The sequence below is a fragment of the Sporolactobacillus terrae genome (assembly GCF_019930545.1).
Taxonomy (GTDB): Bacteria; Bacillota; Bacilli; order Bacillales; family Sporolactobacillaceae; genus Sporolactobacillus; species Sporolactobacillus terrae.
This window is the reverse complement of the sequence record NZ_CP082837.1, coordinates 3,275,770-3,292,145: the sequence shown is the minus strand read 5'-3', so window position 1 is coordinate 3,292,145 and position 16,376 is coordinate 3,275,770. Positions and strand designations below refer to the sequence as shown.

The following is a 16,376-nucleotide window of genomic DNA, read 5'->3' as shown; positions in this document are numbered from 1 at the left end:
TACCTCCTGTTAAAAAATGACCACCTACAAGCGCAGGCGGCATAGACACATCATGAATCAATCCCTATTTATTACTGATTATTTAATCAGCACACCTAAATATTTCTTGCTTAATTTCTCATAAGTACCATTTTCTTTTTGTTCCGCAATAATTTTGTTAATTGCTTTGGTTAAACTGTCGTCACCTTTTCGCATGGCAACGCCGAGATCATAGGGTTCATAAGGGTCACCAACGATTTTAAAGTGATCGCCATTAGGTGCGTTTTTCAAATAATCTGTTCCGGAAATCAAACTAAGTACCTCGACATTGATTCTTCCATTGTCCAAATCTGCCAAGCCTTCATTTGGACCTGGATAAGTCTTCAACGTTTTATAGCCGCCGATCTTTTTCACCGTATCTTCGAAGACTGATCCGGAATTTACACCAACAATTTTCCCTTTCAAATCACGAACATCGTTCACACTGTTATCGCCTTTTTCAACAATAGCAACCGGACCGTCTTTAGCATATGAGTCCGAAATATTTAGTGTTGATTTTCGTTCTGGTGTTGCGGTTACACCCGAAATAATCACATCAAATCGTTTTGAATTGAGTCCTGGAATGAGTCCTGAGAATTGTCCGGTGACAAATTCAGGTTTTACCCCCAATCCCTTAGCAATAATTTTCCCCCATTCAATATCATAGCCAACGAGATTATTGCTCTTATCTTTATAAGTAAATGGACGGAAATCACCGGTTGTTGCAATGACGATTTTTCCATTCTTTTTAACTTGTGAAAGCGTGTCGGATGCTGTTTTCTTTGATGAACTGCCTGAATCACTGCTTGAACTACCGCTACTACTATTTGAACAGCCTACAATAAGAAGAAAAGCTAACATCACCATTACTAAAAAATTGAGTTTTTTCAAATCAATCGCTCCATTCATTTAATGAGTTCTTCCATCCGTACATAATCCATAAATCGTTCCGATTAGTGTATTAATACCAATTTCAATATCATCCCATGAGGTAAACTCATCCGGATGATGGCTAATTCCATCCTTGCTTGGAACAAAAATCATCCCTGTATCACATAGGGTACTCATTGCATTTGAATCATGATTAGCTCCACTGAACATCTGATGGAACGGAATATGATGCTCAGAGCAATACATGGTTATCTCATCTTGCAACGAATTCGATAATTCACATGGATATTTCTCCACAAGCTTTTTAACATCCACGTTCCCGCTTCGGCTCTCCAACCAGTCTGTTACCGATTGACCAGCCGACTGAACGCTGCTCCAATCAATGCCCCTAATTTCAACGATCAAGTGTACTTCCCCTGGAACAACGCTTGGCACATTAGGGGCGGCATGAATCTCGCCTACCGTTGCGACTAGTGCCCCCTCACTTTCCAAGGCTAGTTGATTCACCCGTTTAATCAGATCCGCAGCAGCAATTAATGCATCTTGTCTTAAAGTCATAGGCGTTGTGCCGGCATGTGCAGCTTTTCCGTGAATCGTCACAGCTAACCGGAGCATACCCGCAATCGCATTGGGGACACCGATCTTCTTTTGTACTGTTTCTAAAACATTGCCCTGCTCAATATGGAGTTCTAAGAAATGAATAAAATCACTTTTGGTTTTTCGAGCGGCTTCCACATCTGTCCATGAAAAAGAACATTCATGGAGCCGTTTCTCATAAGCATCACTCCTCTCAAGTAAGCCGGCCATTGCTCGGCTCCCAAATGTTCCACCCAATGGATTAGTCTCTTCACCGGTAAAGCAGATCAATTCTAGTGGATGAGTGGTCTTAATCCTTTGTTCACTAAACCGAGTCAAACATTCCAACCCTGCAATCACACCTAACGCCCCATCAAACAAACCTCCATGCGGCACTGTATCTAAATGAGATCCAAATGCAAGGGATGGTTCATAATCAGAACCATAGCGTCCAAATACGTTACCGACTGAATCTTGATGAACCGTACAAGATATCTTTTTTAGCTTGTCCTTCAACCACTGGTGGGCTGCCTTTTCTTGATCAGAGAAGGCAAGACGCGTATAACCGCCGTCTTCCTCGAGGATTGATAATTCTGATAATTCTTGAAAATAGCTTTTTACCCTTTCCATATTTACTAAGTCGTTCATTTTTCTCTTCTCCAAACGTATCGTTCTAATAGTTTCTGAACATCTGTTACATTCTGAAGATCTAAAATAGCTTCAGTCCATTGACCGCTGTCAATCGAATGATCTGCAATGCGCCAGTGTTTACTCTCAAGACGCTTGATGGATTCCATTTCAAACCCGCTTGGCGCATCGTCAACTGCTCCGACTATTTTTCTGCCATTCCTTAGATAAACTGTCACCCGTGCCGGTCGTTTTTCAGGAAGCTTTTCAGACATCGCCTGATTGGCTGTCACCTGAATGTTCCTTGCTAAATTGCGAACCGATGGATTATGGAAGATTTCATCGCGTGTTGCGTCAAATAATGAAAAGTCGTGCGCCAAAATAGAAATCAAAAAAGGTATTGAAAATTTCCCTGCAAGCGTCGTTTGTGGTGACGGATGATTCAATCGAGCGCTTAAATCATAAGTTTCAACCTCAATGGACTCGATATCATCAACATCAAACTTATCTTTGCTTTTCAACTGCAGAAAAGCTTCAACTGCTGAATGTGAAAAACGGCACGCAGGATAAAGTTTAAAATAGTTGAGATTAATCAATAGTGGATCATTTATTTTTTTCAAAAACAGGTCTTCGTTGCTTCCACGAGACATAATCCGCCCCCATAAATGGTGAAGCACATGCTCGGAACTTACAAATCCTGCCTTCTCAAAATCTTGAACATAAAGAGCAATCACATTTCCTAATCCTGTATACAGATTGCGCACGGTCTGTCCGGTTACTGCAGCCTCCCAAGAAGTTGCCAACGGCAGACTCGCTGCCAGAAGGATCGTCTGAATCACTTCATTTTTATTTTTGCCTTGCAGCAGTGCTACGGCTGCTGCCCCTCCAATGATTCCCCAGGTTCCATGAGGATGCATTTCATCCTTCATATTGCTTGCATAGGCAAATCTCGCCGCAATCTCGTACCCAATAATTAATGCTGTAAGAAATTGTTTTCCGTCAATTTCATGCTTTGTCGCTTCAATATACATAGCCGGGATAAGATGGGCAGCAGGATGTCCCTTGGCAAACTGACTTCCTTCATCCATCTCATCGCATACAATTGACGTGCCGAAAAGAATAGCCGCATGTTCTTCGGTCAAATAGGCTTCTGTCCCCGGAACATGAATGGGATGGGCCTTATCTCGTTGCCAAACGGCTTTATCCTTCAGATATTTTTGGGATTCAGGTGAATGACGAATTCCCGACATCATCACAAACAGTGTATCAATAAGGACCCATTTTGCTCGTTCTGTTGTTTCTTCTGAAAAATCGCTCCATCCCAAACCCAACACTTGGTTAAGCATCTTCATCATTTTGCTTTCTTCCAACACCAATCAACAACTCCTGCTTTTACTGCGTTACACTACTTTTAGCCGCCGCACCGGCAACGAATTTTCCATATCCTTTTTGACCAATGAGTTCGTCGCCATTGTAGACGACCGTACCTCGGACAATTGTAGAAATGACTTTACCACGGCATTTTTTCCCATGGAACGGTGTCAATTTAATCTTTGAATGCAGTTTGTCCTTATCAATTTCTGTTACTTGCTCCGGATCAATCACAGCAAAGTCCGCATCATAGCCTTCCGCAATCAAACCTTTATTTGGCACATTAAAGATTTCAGCCGGGTGCGTAGACATCAAGTGAGCAAATTCAACGGGTGTCAGACGCCCGGAAGCAACGCCGCTGTCAAACATTAACGGTGCAATGATTTCGACTCCCGGAAGTCCTGATGCTGCTTTGAAAATATTGTCATTGCCAATATCCTTTTGTTCAAGTCCCCAAGGTGAATGATCTGAAGAGATAAAATCAATATCACCTTTTTCAAGATGATCCCACATCCTCTTCACGTCTTCCGGATAACGGACCGGCGGATTCATTTTTGATTTTGGTCCGAACTTCTCAAGATCATGAACATCAAGAAGCAAGTAAGGATAGCATGTTTCACAGGTCACCTTGACTCCTTGCTTTTGAAACTGCTTGATCAGTTCAATCGTACGTGGGTGACTGACGTGAACAATGTGCAGATGCACTCCAGTCCAAAACGCAAATTCCAGAAGTTTTAGAACGGCACTGGTTTCCGTTACTGGGGGCCGCGTCTCCATATGTGCTCTTGGGTAAACCTTGTCTGCTTTCTTATAATCATCGATCATGCTGAAAATAATATCATCATTTTCCGAGTGAAAAGCAGCAACGAGACCACTCTTTTTAACCAATTTCATTGCTTTTAAGATTTCCGGATCCGGTATTCTTGGGAAGCGAAACGGATCCGTCTCAAAGGTTGACATTTTGAAAGCTACAGCGCCTGCTTCTGCTAAAGGAAGGATTTGATCGGTTCCATTTTGTTTGGCAATGGTGCCCCATAAACAGATATCTACATAGGTTTGTCCTTCCATTCTTTTAACCTTATCTTTAAATAGGTCTACTGAATTAATCGGGTGCGGACGATCATAGGGCATGTCAAAGAATGTCGTAACACCGCCAACCGCTGCTGCCGCACTCGTTGGTACAAAGCCTTCTTCAGGATTACTAAAACAATGAACATGTTCATCAATAAACCCGGGAAAAACATATGCCTTACCAAAATCAAGAACGGCATCGCCTTGCAGCTTTTCACCATCGGTTGCAATAGAAGCAATCTTTTCATTGGTGATGCCAATTTCTCCATCAACAAGCCTATCTTTAAGCACTAGTTTTCCTCGAACAACCTTTTCAAAATGTTGCAAGTAACTCGCCTTCCTTTTTTGTTATCAATTATTGATAATCGATTATTAGTTTCTATATATTGATTTTATAGCTATGACTATTTTTTTCAACACGAATGTCACATTATCTGACAACTTTTTTGCTTTTTTATCAATTTTCTCAATAATTAATAACTAAATGTAGACCATCAAATGATTACCGCCAATGGAATGTACCAGCAGGACGTGCGGACAAAATCCTGGACTTCGGGTATACTATAAATCATGTATTCTAACGTAGATAAACTCAAAGCAGTTCAGCTATTCCATCAATACGATCGAGCATGGGCACAAGTCCTTCGTGAACTGGGCTATCCCTCACGAAGCGCCCTTAAGTTATGGGTTAGGCAATACGAATCAGACGCTCATGCCTTTGATGAGCGGAGTCGTGGAAAGTACACAGATTCTCAGCGTAAGGAAGCCGTAGATTACTACTTCGAACACGGTCGTAGTTCTGTTCGTGCAGTTCGCATCCTTGGTTTCCCTTCCCGCACTCTGCTAGACATCTGGGTACGGGAAGATTCTCGGTATACTGAGCACAAGATTACCGTTGCCCCGGATCGAGTGAAACACCCAATAAAGCCACGTGTGGTAAAGTCAAATACCACCGCTATGCAGGTCGCTAAACTAAAACAGAAAGCGCCGTGTGACGCTGTGAGTAGGGTTGCTCCTCGTAATCTAACTTCGCTGAACCGCGAGGAGTTACTAAAAAGGGCACAAGAACTAGAGCTCCAGAATGATATCCTTCTCCAGGTGAATGATCTCTTAAAAAAAGATCTGGGCATCGATCAGCTCAAGCTCACGAACCTGGAGAAGGTTCAAGTGATTGATGCCCTACGTTTAAAGTATCCACTCAAGACACTCCTGGCTGCGCTCCAGCTATCCAAGAGTAGTTACTTCTACCAACACACGGCAATGGCCCGAGAGGACAAATATGCGCAGGTGCGGCCTCGGCTTCACGCTATCTTCAAGCAGAACTATTCCAGCTATGGCTATCGACGAATGACAGGGGAACTTCGCGATGAAGGTATCCGTCTCTCTGAGAAGGTTGTACGACGCCTAATGGTAGAAGAAGGCCTGTATGTCACGGTTACACGCTGTCGAAAGTATAGCTCTTACGCCGGTGAGATCACGCCGGCCGTTCCCAACCTCTTAGCACGTGACTTCACCGCAGATCGTCCTAACGAGAAGTGGCTCACAGACATCACGGAGTTTTCGATTCAAGCAGGCAAAGTCTATCTCTCACCAATCATTGATTGCTTTGATGGGCAGATTACGAGCTGGTCTATCGGTACAAGTCCGAACGCAGAGTTAGTCTCAACAATGCTTAAAGCAGCAGCTGAGACACTCAATGACAACGAGAAGCCAGTCGTCCATTCAGATCGTGGCGCGCATTATCGCTGGCCTGCCTGGATCGCCTTGATGGAGAAATACGAGTTCACTCGTTCGATGTCGAAAAAGGCAAGTACGCCCGATAACGCTCGAGCGGAGAGCCTCTTTGGGCATCTTAAGACTGAGTTTTTCTACAACCAAAGTTGGCAAGGCGTCTCGGTTCAGGACTTTATGAATCAATTAAACACCTATCTCGAGTGGTATAACACCAAGCGAAGAAAAAATTCTTTAGGAGGAAAGAGCCCTCAAGAGTACCGGCATGGCGCGGTTGCCTAGCGGTGTTGGTCCAGAAAAACGTCCGCACGTCCTTATCATCTAAAAGATGGGCGTCCGGAACTGGACAACAATCGAGCTGAACGTTCGATCAAACCGTTTGTGATGGGAAGAAAGGCGTGGCTGTTCGCCAACACGCCGAAAGGCGCGCGCTCGAGCGCCATTATTTACAGCGTTGTGGAAACAGCGAAAGAAAATGGGCTGAACCCGCTCAACTATCTAACCTATCTCTTTGAACAGCTCCCAAACATGGAAATTAAGGATCCGCAACAGCTCGACCGAGTTCTGCCATGGTCCGATGTTCTTCCTTCAAGCTGCCAATCTCCTATAAACTAACATGAATCTCCATCTGAACTTCATCCAGATGGAGATTCATTTATTCAAGGTGTTCATTATTTGACGCTTACGGATAGCCCAGTTCACGAAGGACTTGTGCCCATGCTCGATCATATTGATGGAATAACTTTACTGCTTTGAGTTTATCTGCATTTGTGTACATGCTTATAGTTTACCCGAAGTCCAGGATTTTGTCCGCACGTCCGAGTGAACTATTCCGATGACCGCCTTCAGCGTTAACGCAAATCCGATGATCCAATCTCTTGGGATCACGTGACCGAAGGACATGTGCAAAAACAAGTTCTACCTTGAAAGCCATTGAAGGTTCGATCTTGTGCAGCTACATGGCCATGAGACTACTTCAAATGATTAGTTTACGCAATGAGAAAATGGAAAAGCGGGTTCTTTCGCTTTTTGCTGATACCGCCTAAGGGATCAGCTTCATAAGTTACCATCGTGGCATGCCAACTTCTCTAATTTACTTCCATTATTCCAACGATTAATTTATTTATCGTTCTAAATTACAATGTTTTTCTAAAATCCTTTTTCCAAGACTCATAAAATATTTAAAATCGCTACTTCTCGCGAAAACTACTAGGTACACAATCGCTGATATAAAAATCGAGATAATTAAATTCATAACTAGAATACTGAACACTCCCCTCAGAAGAATTTGGTGAGATAGAAAGTAGACAATCGCAGATACGGATCCCGTTAGTAATGCCAAAAATATATATCGAAGGAAATATGAAAAACTAAGCGGCTTTCCAAATCCCTTTCTATAAACTAAGTACGGTTCATACCATATGTTTACTAACAAATGTACAACAGTTGTTCCTACCAGAACACCTAAAACGCCAAGTTTGAACACCATGAGAAATACTAAACAAACCCCGAGATTTACAATTGCTTCCACGATTGACTTTTTCCCGTTCTGGATGAAAAGCCCATAAGTATACGTGAATGAGATTGGCGTCATCCTCATTTGTTCAATATAGAAATTTAATACTAACATAGTAACGATATAGATTGGAAACACATATTTTTCTCCCAGCCACAAAGTCACGAACGGGTTAAACAAGTTAAACAAGAGTATAGCCGAAAAATAAGTTATAGAAAAATTTAAAAAGAAATGCCTATTAAAGACTTTTTCAGCTTTTTCATTGTCATTCTCTGCAATTAAATTACCAATTGAAGCTGTAATGGCATCCATTGCCTGACGAATGATGATCGTTACACCACCAATTACCATAATGTAACTTGAATAAACTCCCACAGTCACTAATCCAACAAATGATGAAATTAACAAATTATTCGTATTGTTTACTGAAATTCCACCAATCTTTGCTCCTACCATTCCAATAGTATCAATCTTAATTCGGTTAAGTGTTTCTGCACTAATCCTTTCTTTTTTATATTTTTTTAGATAAGGAAACATTCGATCACATATGATGGAGATCCGAATGTTCGATGCAAGTGTAAATGCAATCTGGATCAGCAAATATAGGACAAAGTTTCGAAGAACTATTAAAATTATAACCTGAATGATTGTCTGAGCAATTTTAAAATAAAATATATTTAATGTTGAAAGATACCCCATTTGGTCAGCAATTAGCAAAGTTCGTTTGTAAGAAAAAAAATAGCTTACTACGGTATTTAGCAAAAACAATACGAAGTACAAATGTATATGACTTACATCCTGCCCATCTTTTACAAAGATCGACAAAAATGGAGTAAGTACTAAACCAATAATTAATATCAAAGCACCTATCGTATCATATGTTTTCTTAAAAAAGTTCATTCTAGCAGCGACTTCTTTCTCTGAGCCTCTTGCAAGAGGCTTATACAGAGAAAATGTGATGGCACTACCTATTCCTAGTTCTGCAAACGATAAAATCGAGAGCAAGTTTGAAAACAGGCCATTAAGGCCTAAAAATGTAGCCCCTAATGTCTTGATAAAAACAGTTTGCATCCCAAATGTCATTATCATTGTCACAATTTGTGTGACTGCAGCAATACTAGAATTCTTAATTGAATTGCTGGTTCGACTTCTATTTTTCATATAACTGTACCAACTGTTCTTCGTTCATTCTAATGTAATTATTATAATATTTCTTTCCATTTCTTTGCAATTTTTTCAAGCTTAAAATCGCCCACTCGTTCTAATGATTTTTTTTGATAATCTATCAAAATATCTCTATTCTCAATCAATTCGCTAATTTTTTCTGACATTTTTGACACATTTCCATTTTCGACTAATATTCCATATCTGCCATTTGATAATACTTCTTTAGAGCCTGTTTGTTCGAAGGCAAGAACCGGCAACCCGAAACTCATTGCTTCACTTAGTACCAGACCAAATCCTTCAAATCTGCTTGTCATTAAGTACATTGAAGCACTCAAATAAAAATCTCTTAATTCATCGTCCTTTAATAAACCTAAGAAATCGACCTTATCAAGACTATTGTTTACTTCAAATAAACGATTAACATTTTCGACCTCTGTTTCATTTCCCGAACCGGCAAACGTAATCTTCCACCTATCTGGTAACTTTGCCGCAACTTCTGCGAGATAATCTATTCCTTTTTGCTCAATTGCATAGCGACTTGCAAAAGCAATATTTTTAGACTTAAGCGCAGAATGTTCTTCATTTTTAATTGTTAGTGGGTTATATATGCATTTTGTATTTTTATTTATTTCAATAAATTTATCTCGGTCTTCGTGAGTAAGTGCTACTACGATATCGGCAGCTTTGATTCCATTAATAAAAGGTTTATAAACTGGATTCTTATCTTTGTTAAGGTATAGAACCCAACCATTATGAAGCCAACTGATAATCTTCACATTATTCATTTGTTGCTTCATGTCCGGTATGAGTGAAATTAACTCAGGTGAGCTAATTACTACCGTATCAACGCCTTCCTTTAAACAAAAATCAGTAAACTGATTTTTAAAACGACCGCTTACATGATTTGGATCGTATTGTCCATTGTTCAGTTTCTGTATGATTACTCGTTTTCCTCGAATCGCTTTGCCAATAATCGGTAACTTTTCAAACCTTGAAGATTCATATTTTACAAATTCACCATCAAGCTGAAAGAAAGGTTCAATGTCCTTTTCGGAATAAAAATATACCTTGAATTCATCACTCTGATTTAGGTAATTACCTATGATTGCGTTCACACGTTCGGCGCCACCTAGATTGTAACGTCTTGTTAAAAAAACAATTTTTTTCATCTATTTTTACTCCTCAGTACTTCTATATAACTGGATGAATAAGCAGAGTTTTATCATAAATTATGGATTACAGCCTTTCAATTTTTTTCAAACATATTAATATAGTCTATTTTTTCAATTCAACCCTATTGCACCTAATTTTTTCCATAAGTCATAATGATTAAAGACAGCTTCTAATTGCTTATCGTTAAGGGCTTCATTAACATTAATATGATTCAAAGCTTTCTCTTGGGTACCATCAGCTTCAATGATAGGACGATATTTCTTACTGGCGATGACAGTAGGCACTTCTGATAATAATTCCATTGCTTTTAACCAAATGTCATCCGCATAAGGTGAAAGTTTTTGAATCATATCTAAATCAAAAGTTTCTTCTGGAAGTAAATGCGGAGGATATAATACTCCGCCTACCCCTGTTGGCAACAAATCCATAACCGGCATTCTCGTATAACGACTTTCTAATTCCCAATCATTATATCGCTGTAATAACCCACTCTTTACTAACATTCTGTGGCCACGCATTGCATGAACAGCAAACTTTTTCTTCTGATAACTCACTATTAGTTCTTCAATTAAATCAGCATCATAGATGATATCATCGTCAATAGTAATAATTATATCATTTGGAAATTCCTTCATAGCATAATAATATTTGGTATGTGCTTTAATATCCTTAACATACCTAATTATTAACCCTTTTTTAACTAAAGTAGTTAACTCTTTTGTAAGTTGATTATTTTGTTCTTCATTCGATAAGTAAAGAACAATATAATCCGGTAATACACTCTGATGCATCAAGCAGTTTATCGAATAATGCACTGTTTTTATTCGTTTTCCATAACTAGTCAGTGAGACAATAACTCTCCCTTTCCTAGGATTACCTTGATATAAAGCAAATTCATCACTAATGTTACTCATGCGATCTATTTCCCTTTGAACGATTGTTTTTCTTCTAGATTTGGAATAAAATATTTTATTCACTATTTTTTTTTTGAATTTCCAAATAGTCCTAATTATATTTTGCATTTATTTTTTCCTCTCATCGTACAGTAATATTGATAAATAGAGCTGTAATTGCAATAATAAGCGAATTTAATTAGATAATGATCTTTCGAATTTGGTTTCAACCATTCAGAATCATCCAACAAATACTTATCATACATTTTGAAACCATCTATATTATCAACAAGTTTACTTTGGTTGTTCGGTACTCCTCATCAAGTTAAAAGATATTTCAACTACGATACTTAATTTGGATCTATACAGCAGCATCGCCTATTGACGCACTATCAAGGATTACTGTACATGAACCTATCCAAAGATCGTTTCCTACGGAAAATACGCTTGATGTTACCCCTGTTCACATATCTTTTTAAATTTATCCATGAAATTATGGTCTTGAGAGTAAAAACGAATGCTTCGATCCGTTAGCATTTGCTTTGACAGTGGAGTATCTTCAGAAATAACAGTTCTCCACAATTTTTATGTTTTTTCCAACACTATTTACGAAGGCTCCATCATCAAAAAAGCATTTACCTCATGTGCAAGGTTATTTTTCGAAAATGCTCCCATACGGCATTTATCCTTGCATATAATTTCGACAAAAACGATTAAAAGTCCTGCTATATCAACATTTTTTATATATTCAGCAAACCCTACTTACCTCCAATGATTCTTAATGACTCAAAAAATACTTAATAAATACAATGATTAGCATTTTCGTGAAAACTAATACAAAAATGTATTTGGCCAAAAAATAAAACGAAATGGATAAGAGCCAGTACCACTCTTAACAATTACAGTTTGGAAAAATACAATCAAATAAATCGCTACGAAGATTGCTTTGACAATAATTCTGGTGTTCTTCCTTTCGATCATTGGAAAGAGCAACGGTAGCATGATGATATTCGAAAAAGAAACCATCATTACTGTTCTTTCAAATTGAGGTAAAACATTTGAAAAAATTAGGATACTTGTCGAAATAGACTGTAAGTACATTAGGACTGGGAGTCTTCTCGAATTCTTCAGTTTATCGTAGTTCTTGGAAAACATAAGATATATGATCAATAATGTAACAGGCAATATTTCAAGCAACAACACACCACTCGTCCCAGTTCGACCATTAAAATCTGTGATGTAACCCTCATACTCTCCCATCTTCTCAAAAATAGATAATAGGATAGACTGAAGGCTCCCTTTCAGTATTGCTGATCCAACAATGATTCCAAGAAAAACTATACGATTAAAAGGGATATACATAAATATAATTACTGGAAGAAAGAAGAGAGCCGATTTATGAAATAGAGCTGCAATCATAATGCATATCAAAAATTTTATCGGTTTCTTGTCAAAAAGATACTTCAATGAAAACAGAAATATTCCAGTTGCAATTGTCTGTCGCATAATACTAAAAGCTAAATTTATATAAGTTCCAAATGTTAAGAAAAACACTGACCAACCAATACTATTCGAATGATGTTTGATGGAATAAGATACCAACAATACAATAACAAGCTGAGTTAAAGCATAAATCCACTGGAAGTTTCCAAAAAATGAACCTATTAGAATAATCCACTTAAACCCTGGCTCTACAGCATCTGGAATTCCCATGAGAACCTGAGGTATGTACCTATCTAAATAAAGTGCGTAGTCAACCCCAACAAAATATCTGAGCGCCCCCAATAGAAATAGCACCAAAGAGATTGCAAAAAAACCAATTTCAGAAATATACTTTGTTTTACCTGTGTTCTTGACATCTTTATTTGCTGCATCTACTAAAAATCCTAAAAAGGTACAAATTCCATAAACAAGATAATAGAACATATCATTACCTATCCTTGATTAGTAATTGTTTACCATTTTTTAAAGAAGTTAAATACAACTGATAAATCTTATCTGCATTTGATGTAGCTGAATAATTCTCTAATGCATATTTTCTTGAGTTTTGTCCAACTTTTTTAATCATATTTGGGTTATCGATGAGCCAAATCAACTTTCTACTTAAACTATCATAATTACCCGATTCAAACAAGAAACCGGTGATTGATTCTTCTATTAGTTCGGGATTTGCACCAGTGTCACTCGCCACAACACTTAGTCCAGCAAGCATATATTCGATTGTAACGCGTCCAAACGGTTCAGCAATGGACGACATGATTCCAACATCAAATTCATTCAAAACTTCTCCAACATTTGCCGTATATCCATGAAATTTTATACTATTTGCTAAATGATAATTAGAGACTAACTTATCAAGAATCGGTTGATAATTCTCGTATGTTGTTCCAAAAAAATCCACAGTAACTTTTTTTCTGTAAGCTTCCGGTAATTTTCCAACTGCCTCAATAACTAAATCTGGCCGCTTATGTTTTACCATTGCTCCAACAAAACAAATTTTTAGTGTTGATTCATTAAATTTATGGACTGAATATAGGATTGTTGAAGGATCAATTCCGTTATATATTTTTGTGATTTTATTGGAAGCAAGGCCCTTAACTACCCATTCACGCTTCACAGCATCTGAAATTGCCACAAATGTAGAGAGGCTGCTATTCATCTTTGAAATTTGATTTTCATCAAAAAAGCTCCATGTCAAAGGAAAGTCACGTAAATGCCAAATATGTGGAATACTATGTTTTTCTGATAATCTCCATCCAACTATGATTCCCGAAAATCCGGTATGAATCAAATCTACTTGAGAGAAATCGATCTTTTTTTCTAGGTAGCGAAGTAAATTAAAGTTTAATACCGTAGCGCCCATAACTTTTATTGACTTCTTCAGAAAACTCGAGCCATTTCCAATAATTTCATCAGAATAGAGTAGAGAATAATTTTCAATTCCATTTTCGTTACACCATTTATTATTATTATTATATTTAGGTGTTACAAGAATAGGCGTTACGCCATGGTTCTCCCACAACAGTTCAATTAACTTCATGGTTGACTTTCCAGCACCATATTTATCATCATCATTTAAGAAAAAGAGAACTTTCATTTTTTCTCCTCCAATGCAGAAACAAATTCTTCAGCCATTGTTTGTGAACTAAGCCATTTTTTATTTTTTTGCACGGTTCTCGAACTACAAGTCTCTATTACTTCCTTCATACCGTTTGCAAGAGCTTCGATATCTCCCTGTTCTACCATTTTACCCACCCCAGGTACTATCAAATCGTAGGCACTACCTACAGCTGAAGTTGAAACTACAGGAACATCGAAGAGGATCGATTCGTTTATCGTTAATCCCCAAGCTTCAGGTGTACCCTCACAAAAATATGATGGAAGCACAAACAGAGAAGCTGCTGAAAAGAAATTGGCTTTATCCTCAGGAACTACTTTCCCAACGAATTTATATGGCAATGAAAGAGTATCCTCAGCAATTCTTTCTATTTCTTCTCGTTCTTCGCCATCTCCGCAAATCAGGAAAAATACATTGTCGTTAGAAAAAGCTTTCTGAATCGCTTTAATCAGAAGAACCAATCCTTTTCGTTCCACAATTCGTCCAAAGTATAAGATAATTTTTGATTCTGTATCAATTCCAAAACGTTCTCTAACATCAACAGTTCGTTCATATTTAACATCTACCGCATCCATTGCAACTCGGATTCTTTGTGGATTTACTCCATTGTTTTCAAAATACTCTTTTGCTTTGGAACCCGATGCAACACAGAGATCAACATCTCGAACAATCGATTTTGTAGCAACCTTCTGGATAGTATTTTTAATCTTTTTCTTAAGAGGAAGAAACTCTGTTGGTGCAACCCACTTTTCCCAAAACAAAACAATCTTAAATCCATATTTATTTTTAAGAGTCAAAACGTATCGAGATATTTTTAATGCTTGAAAATCATCGAGTGGTGGAATAATTACAAAATCAAAATCCTTTTCAGTGAGTAACCTTTTCAGAAGTTCATTGTTATATTCAAAATAGCTCTCTAAATTTTCCAGTTCTTCTCTACGATCAACATCTTCGTATATTGAAGAATTCTGATTATAATCGTGAAAAATCATTGTCAGATCACAGTGCTTAGCAAGCTCATTAAAGAAATTTACACGATACTTAGGCAATGTATTATGAATCATAAGCACGTTCATATTCGATAAGTCACCTTGTTATTATTGATTAGCTGGGTCCATTTTTCAATAACAGCAGCCATATCAAATTGTTGAGAGCGTTCCAGTGAAAGCCTAGAATATTCTTTTCGCAATTTGACATCATCAGTGAGTAATTTAATCTTTTCAGACATATCTTTTATGTCTTCCATCTTGGCAATTAAGCCGTACCGTCCATTTTCAAGTACAACACGACTAGCTTGTTGATCAAACGCGACAATTGGAAGCCCATAGCTCATTGCTTCCACAAGTACTAGTCCAAACCCTTCAAAACGACTTGTCATTAAATAAATAGAAGAATTGAAATAATGCTTTTGAAGTTCTTTCCCACTTTTGAACCCTTCATAAATTAGCCTATCGCTAAGACTATTGTCCTCAATTTCCTTAGTAAACTTTCTCACCGCTGAGTCATGACCGGTGCCAGCAACTTTAATGCTCCATCCCTCTGGCAAATTTTTTGCAACTTCAACTAAAAGATCAACACCTTTTTGTTTTTCGTCTATTCTTCCAACAAAAGAAATGACCTTTTCCTCTAAGCTTGAGCAACCTATATTTTCAATAGTCACGGGATTGTAAATATAATAAGAGCGATCGGTAAATTTCTTAATCCAATCAGCATCTGGTTTTGTTAAGGAAATAACACCATCTGCAACACCCATCATTTCTTTATTTTGCTTAATTTTTCTCGATAAGTCTTGTTCAGCTGAGTAATGCAACCAAGCATACATTCTAATATTTGGTAGCTTCTTCTTGATAGCACTTAGATACTTGTAAGTATGTCCTCCCGAGAAGAATACAATATCGAATTTATAATTTTGTATATACTCTAGCAACAGCTTTTCTTGGCGATAATCATCAATTGTATACCAAGATTGTTCAATCCCAAGCCTGTTTTCTAATATTTCAAAAGCGCGTAGGGCTTTCCTGACTGGCTCTGTGTACTTTTTTATTCCATATGTAATCTTAATGTCGGTAAGAGGATAGGTAATTTGTTGGGATTTTTTCATTGAATAAACCTCAACACTATTACTTTTCGAAAGTTCCTGAGCAATCTGTGTCAAAACCTTCTGTTCACCACCAGAAAAATCCAGCCTGTTTACAACAAATAATACTTTCTTCACCATTATGCA

At 37.9% G+C, this 16,376-nt stretch carries 12 protein-coding genes and 1 pseudogene; 2 read left to right on the top strand and 11 right to left on the bottom strand.

Going from position 1 to position 16,376, the window contains the following annotated elements:
- Nucleotides 1-78: 78 nt before the first annotated feature.
- The 4 genes from K7399_RS15845 to K7399_RS15830 are packed head-to-tail and all read right to left on the bottom strand — an operon-like array spanning nt 79 to nt 4,881.
- The gene (locus K7399_RS15845) at nt 79-927 is read right to left on the bottom strand and encodes a substrate-binding periplasmic protein (protein ID WP_223362425.1); all 849 of its coding nucleotides are present in this window, start codon (nt 925-927) and stop codon (nt 79-81) included.
- A complete protein-coding gene (locus tag K7399_RS15840; RefSeq protein WP_223362424.1) occupies nt 928-2,133 on the bottom strand; it encodes a M20 family metallo-hydrolase in 1,206 nt (401 codons plus the stop codon).
- The gene (locus K7399_RS15835) at nt 2,130-3,467 is read right to left on the bottom strand and encodes an MmgE/PrpD family protein (protein ID WP_223362423.1); all 1,338 of its coding nucleotides are present in this window, start codon (nt 3,465-3,467) and stop codon (nt 2,130-2,132) included. Before K7399_RS15835 ends, K7399_RS15840 begins: the two co-directional genes overlap by 4 nt.
- A 37-nt stretch (nt 3,468-3,504) precedes the next feature.
- On the bottom strand, nt 3,505-4,881 hold the full coding sequence (locus K7399_RS15830) for a hydantoin-5-propionate amidohydrolase (RefSeq protein ID WP_223362422.1): 1,377 nt from the start codon (nt 4,879-4,881) through the stop codon (nt 3,505-3,507).
- 243 nt (nt 4,882-5,124) lie between these two features.
- Here K7399_RS15830 and K7399_RS15825 point away from each other — a divergent pair, with 243 nt between their 5' ends.
- Together K7399_RS15825 and K7399_RS15820 are read left to right on the top strand one after the other, a co-directional pair.
- On the top strand, nt 5,125-6,567 hold the full coding sequence (locus K7399_RS15825; protein WP_223362421.1) for an IS3 family transposase: 1,443 nt from the start codon (nt 5,125-5,127) through the stop codon (nt 6,565-6,567).
- 36 nt (nt 6,568-6,603) lie between these two features.
- A pseudogene (locus tag K7399_RS15820) lies at nt 6,604-6,900 on the top strand (transposase domain-containing protein); the annotation flags it as partial.
- Between the two features lie 508 nt (nt 6,901-7,408).
- Here K7399_RS15820 and K7399_RS15815 read toward each other — a convergent pair.
- The 7 genes from K7399_RS15815 to K7399_RS15785 form a co-directional block, all read right to left on the bottom strand.
- Nucleotides 7,409-8,962, bottom strand: a complete 1,554-nt coding sequence (locus K7399_RS15815; protein ID WP_223362420.1) for a lipopolysaccharide biosynthesis protein — start codon at nt 8,960-8,962, stop codon at nt 7,409-7,411.
- Between the two features lie 41 nt (nt 8,963-9,003).
- Nucleotides 9,004-10,137 (bottom strand): glycosyltransferase, encoded by a 1,134-nt coding sequence (locus K7399_RS15810; RefSeq protein ID WP_223362419.1) that lies wholly within the window; start codon nt 10,135-10,137, stop codon nt 9,004-9,006.
- A gap of 114 nt (nt 10,138-10,251) precedes the next feature.
- Complete coding sequence (locus tag K7399_RS15805) at nt 10,252-11,163, bottom strand: hypothetical protein (RefSeq protein ID WP_223362418.1); 912 nt, start codon at nt 11,161-11,163, stop codon at nt 10,252-10,254.
- 702 nt (nt 11,164-11,865) lie between these two features.
- The gene (locus tag K7399_RS15800; protein WP_223362417.1) at nt 11,866-12,960 is read right to left on the bottom strand and encodes an EpsG family protein; all 1,095 of its coding nucleotides are present in this window, start codon (nt 12,958-12,960) and stop codon (nt 11,866-11,868) included.
- Nucleotides 12,961-12,964: 4 nt separating this feature from the next.
- A complete protein-coding gene (locus K7399_RS15795) occupies nt 12,965-14,131 on the bottom strand; it encodes a glycosyltransferase family 4 protein (protein WP_223362416.1) in 1,167 nt (388 codons plus the stop codon).
- On the bottom strand, nt 14,128-15,228 hold the full coding sequence (locus K7399_RS15790) for a glycosyltransferase family 4 protein (RefSeq protein WP_223362415.1): 1,101 nt from the start codon (nt 15,226-15,228) through the stop codon (nt 14,128-14,130). Before K7399_RS15790 ends, K7399_RS15795 begins: the two co-directional genes overlap by 4 nt.
- Complete coding sequence (locus K7399_RS15785; protein WP_223362414.1) at nt 15,225-16,370, bottom strand: glycosyltransferase; 1,146 nt, start codon at nt 16,368-16,370, stop codon at nt 15,225-15,227. Before K7399_RS15785 ends, K7399_RS15790 begins: the two co-directional genes overlap by 4 nt.
- Between the last annotated feature and the right edge of the window lie 6 nt (nt 16,371-16,376).

Bases quoted from the DNA above. Each gene is read 5' to 3' on its own strand.
- K7399_RS15845 (WP_223362425.1), bottom strand. From the start codon at position 927: ATGAATGGAGCGATTGATTTGAAAAAACTCAATTTTTTAGTAATGGTG.
- K7399_RS15840 (WP_223362424.1), bottom strand. From the start codon at position 2,133: ATGAACGACTTAGTAAATATGGAAAGGGTAAAAAGCTATTTTCAAGAA.
- K7399_RS15835 (WP_223362423.1), bottom strand. From the start codon at position 3,467: ATGATGAAGATGCTTAACCAAGTGTTGGGTTTGGGATGGAGCGATTTT.
- K7399_RS15825 (WP_223362421.1), top strand. From the start codon at position 5,125: ATGTATTCTAACGTAGATAAACTCAAAGCAGTTCAGCTATTCCATCAA.
- K7399_RS15815 (WP_223362420.1), bottom strand. From the start codon at position 8,962: ATGAAAAATAGAAGTCGAACCAGCAATTCAATTAAGAATTCTAGTATT.
- K7399_RS15810 (WP_223362419.1), bottom strand. From the start codon at position 10,137: ATGAAAAAAATTGTTTTTTTAACAAGACGTTACAATCTAGGTGGCGCC.
- K7399_RS15805 (WP_223362418.1), bottom strand. From the start codon at position 11,163: ATGCAAAATATAATTAGGACTATTTGGAAATTCAAAAAAAAAATAGTG.
- K7399_RS15800 (WP_223362417.1), bottom strand. From the start codon at position 12,960: ATGTTCTATTATCTTGTTTATGGAATTTGTACCTTTTTAGGATTTTTA.
- K7399_RS15795 (WP_223362416.1), bottom strand. From the start codon at position 14,131: ATGAAAGTTCTCTTTTTCTTAAATGATGATGATAAATATGGTGCTGGA.
- K7399_RS15790 (WP_223362415.1), bottom strand. From the start codon at position 15,228: ATGAACGTGCTTATGATTCATAATACATTGCCTAAGTATCGTGTAAAT.
- K7399_RS15785 (WP_223362414.1), bottom strand. From the start codon at position 16,370: ATGGTGAAGAAAGTATTATTTGTTGTAAACAGGCTGGATTTTTCTGGT.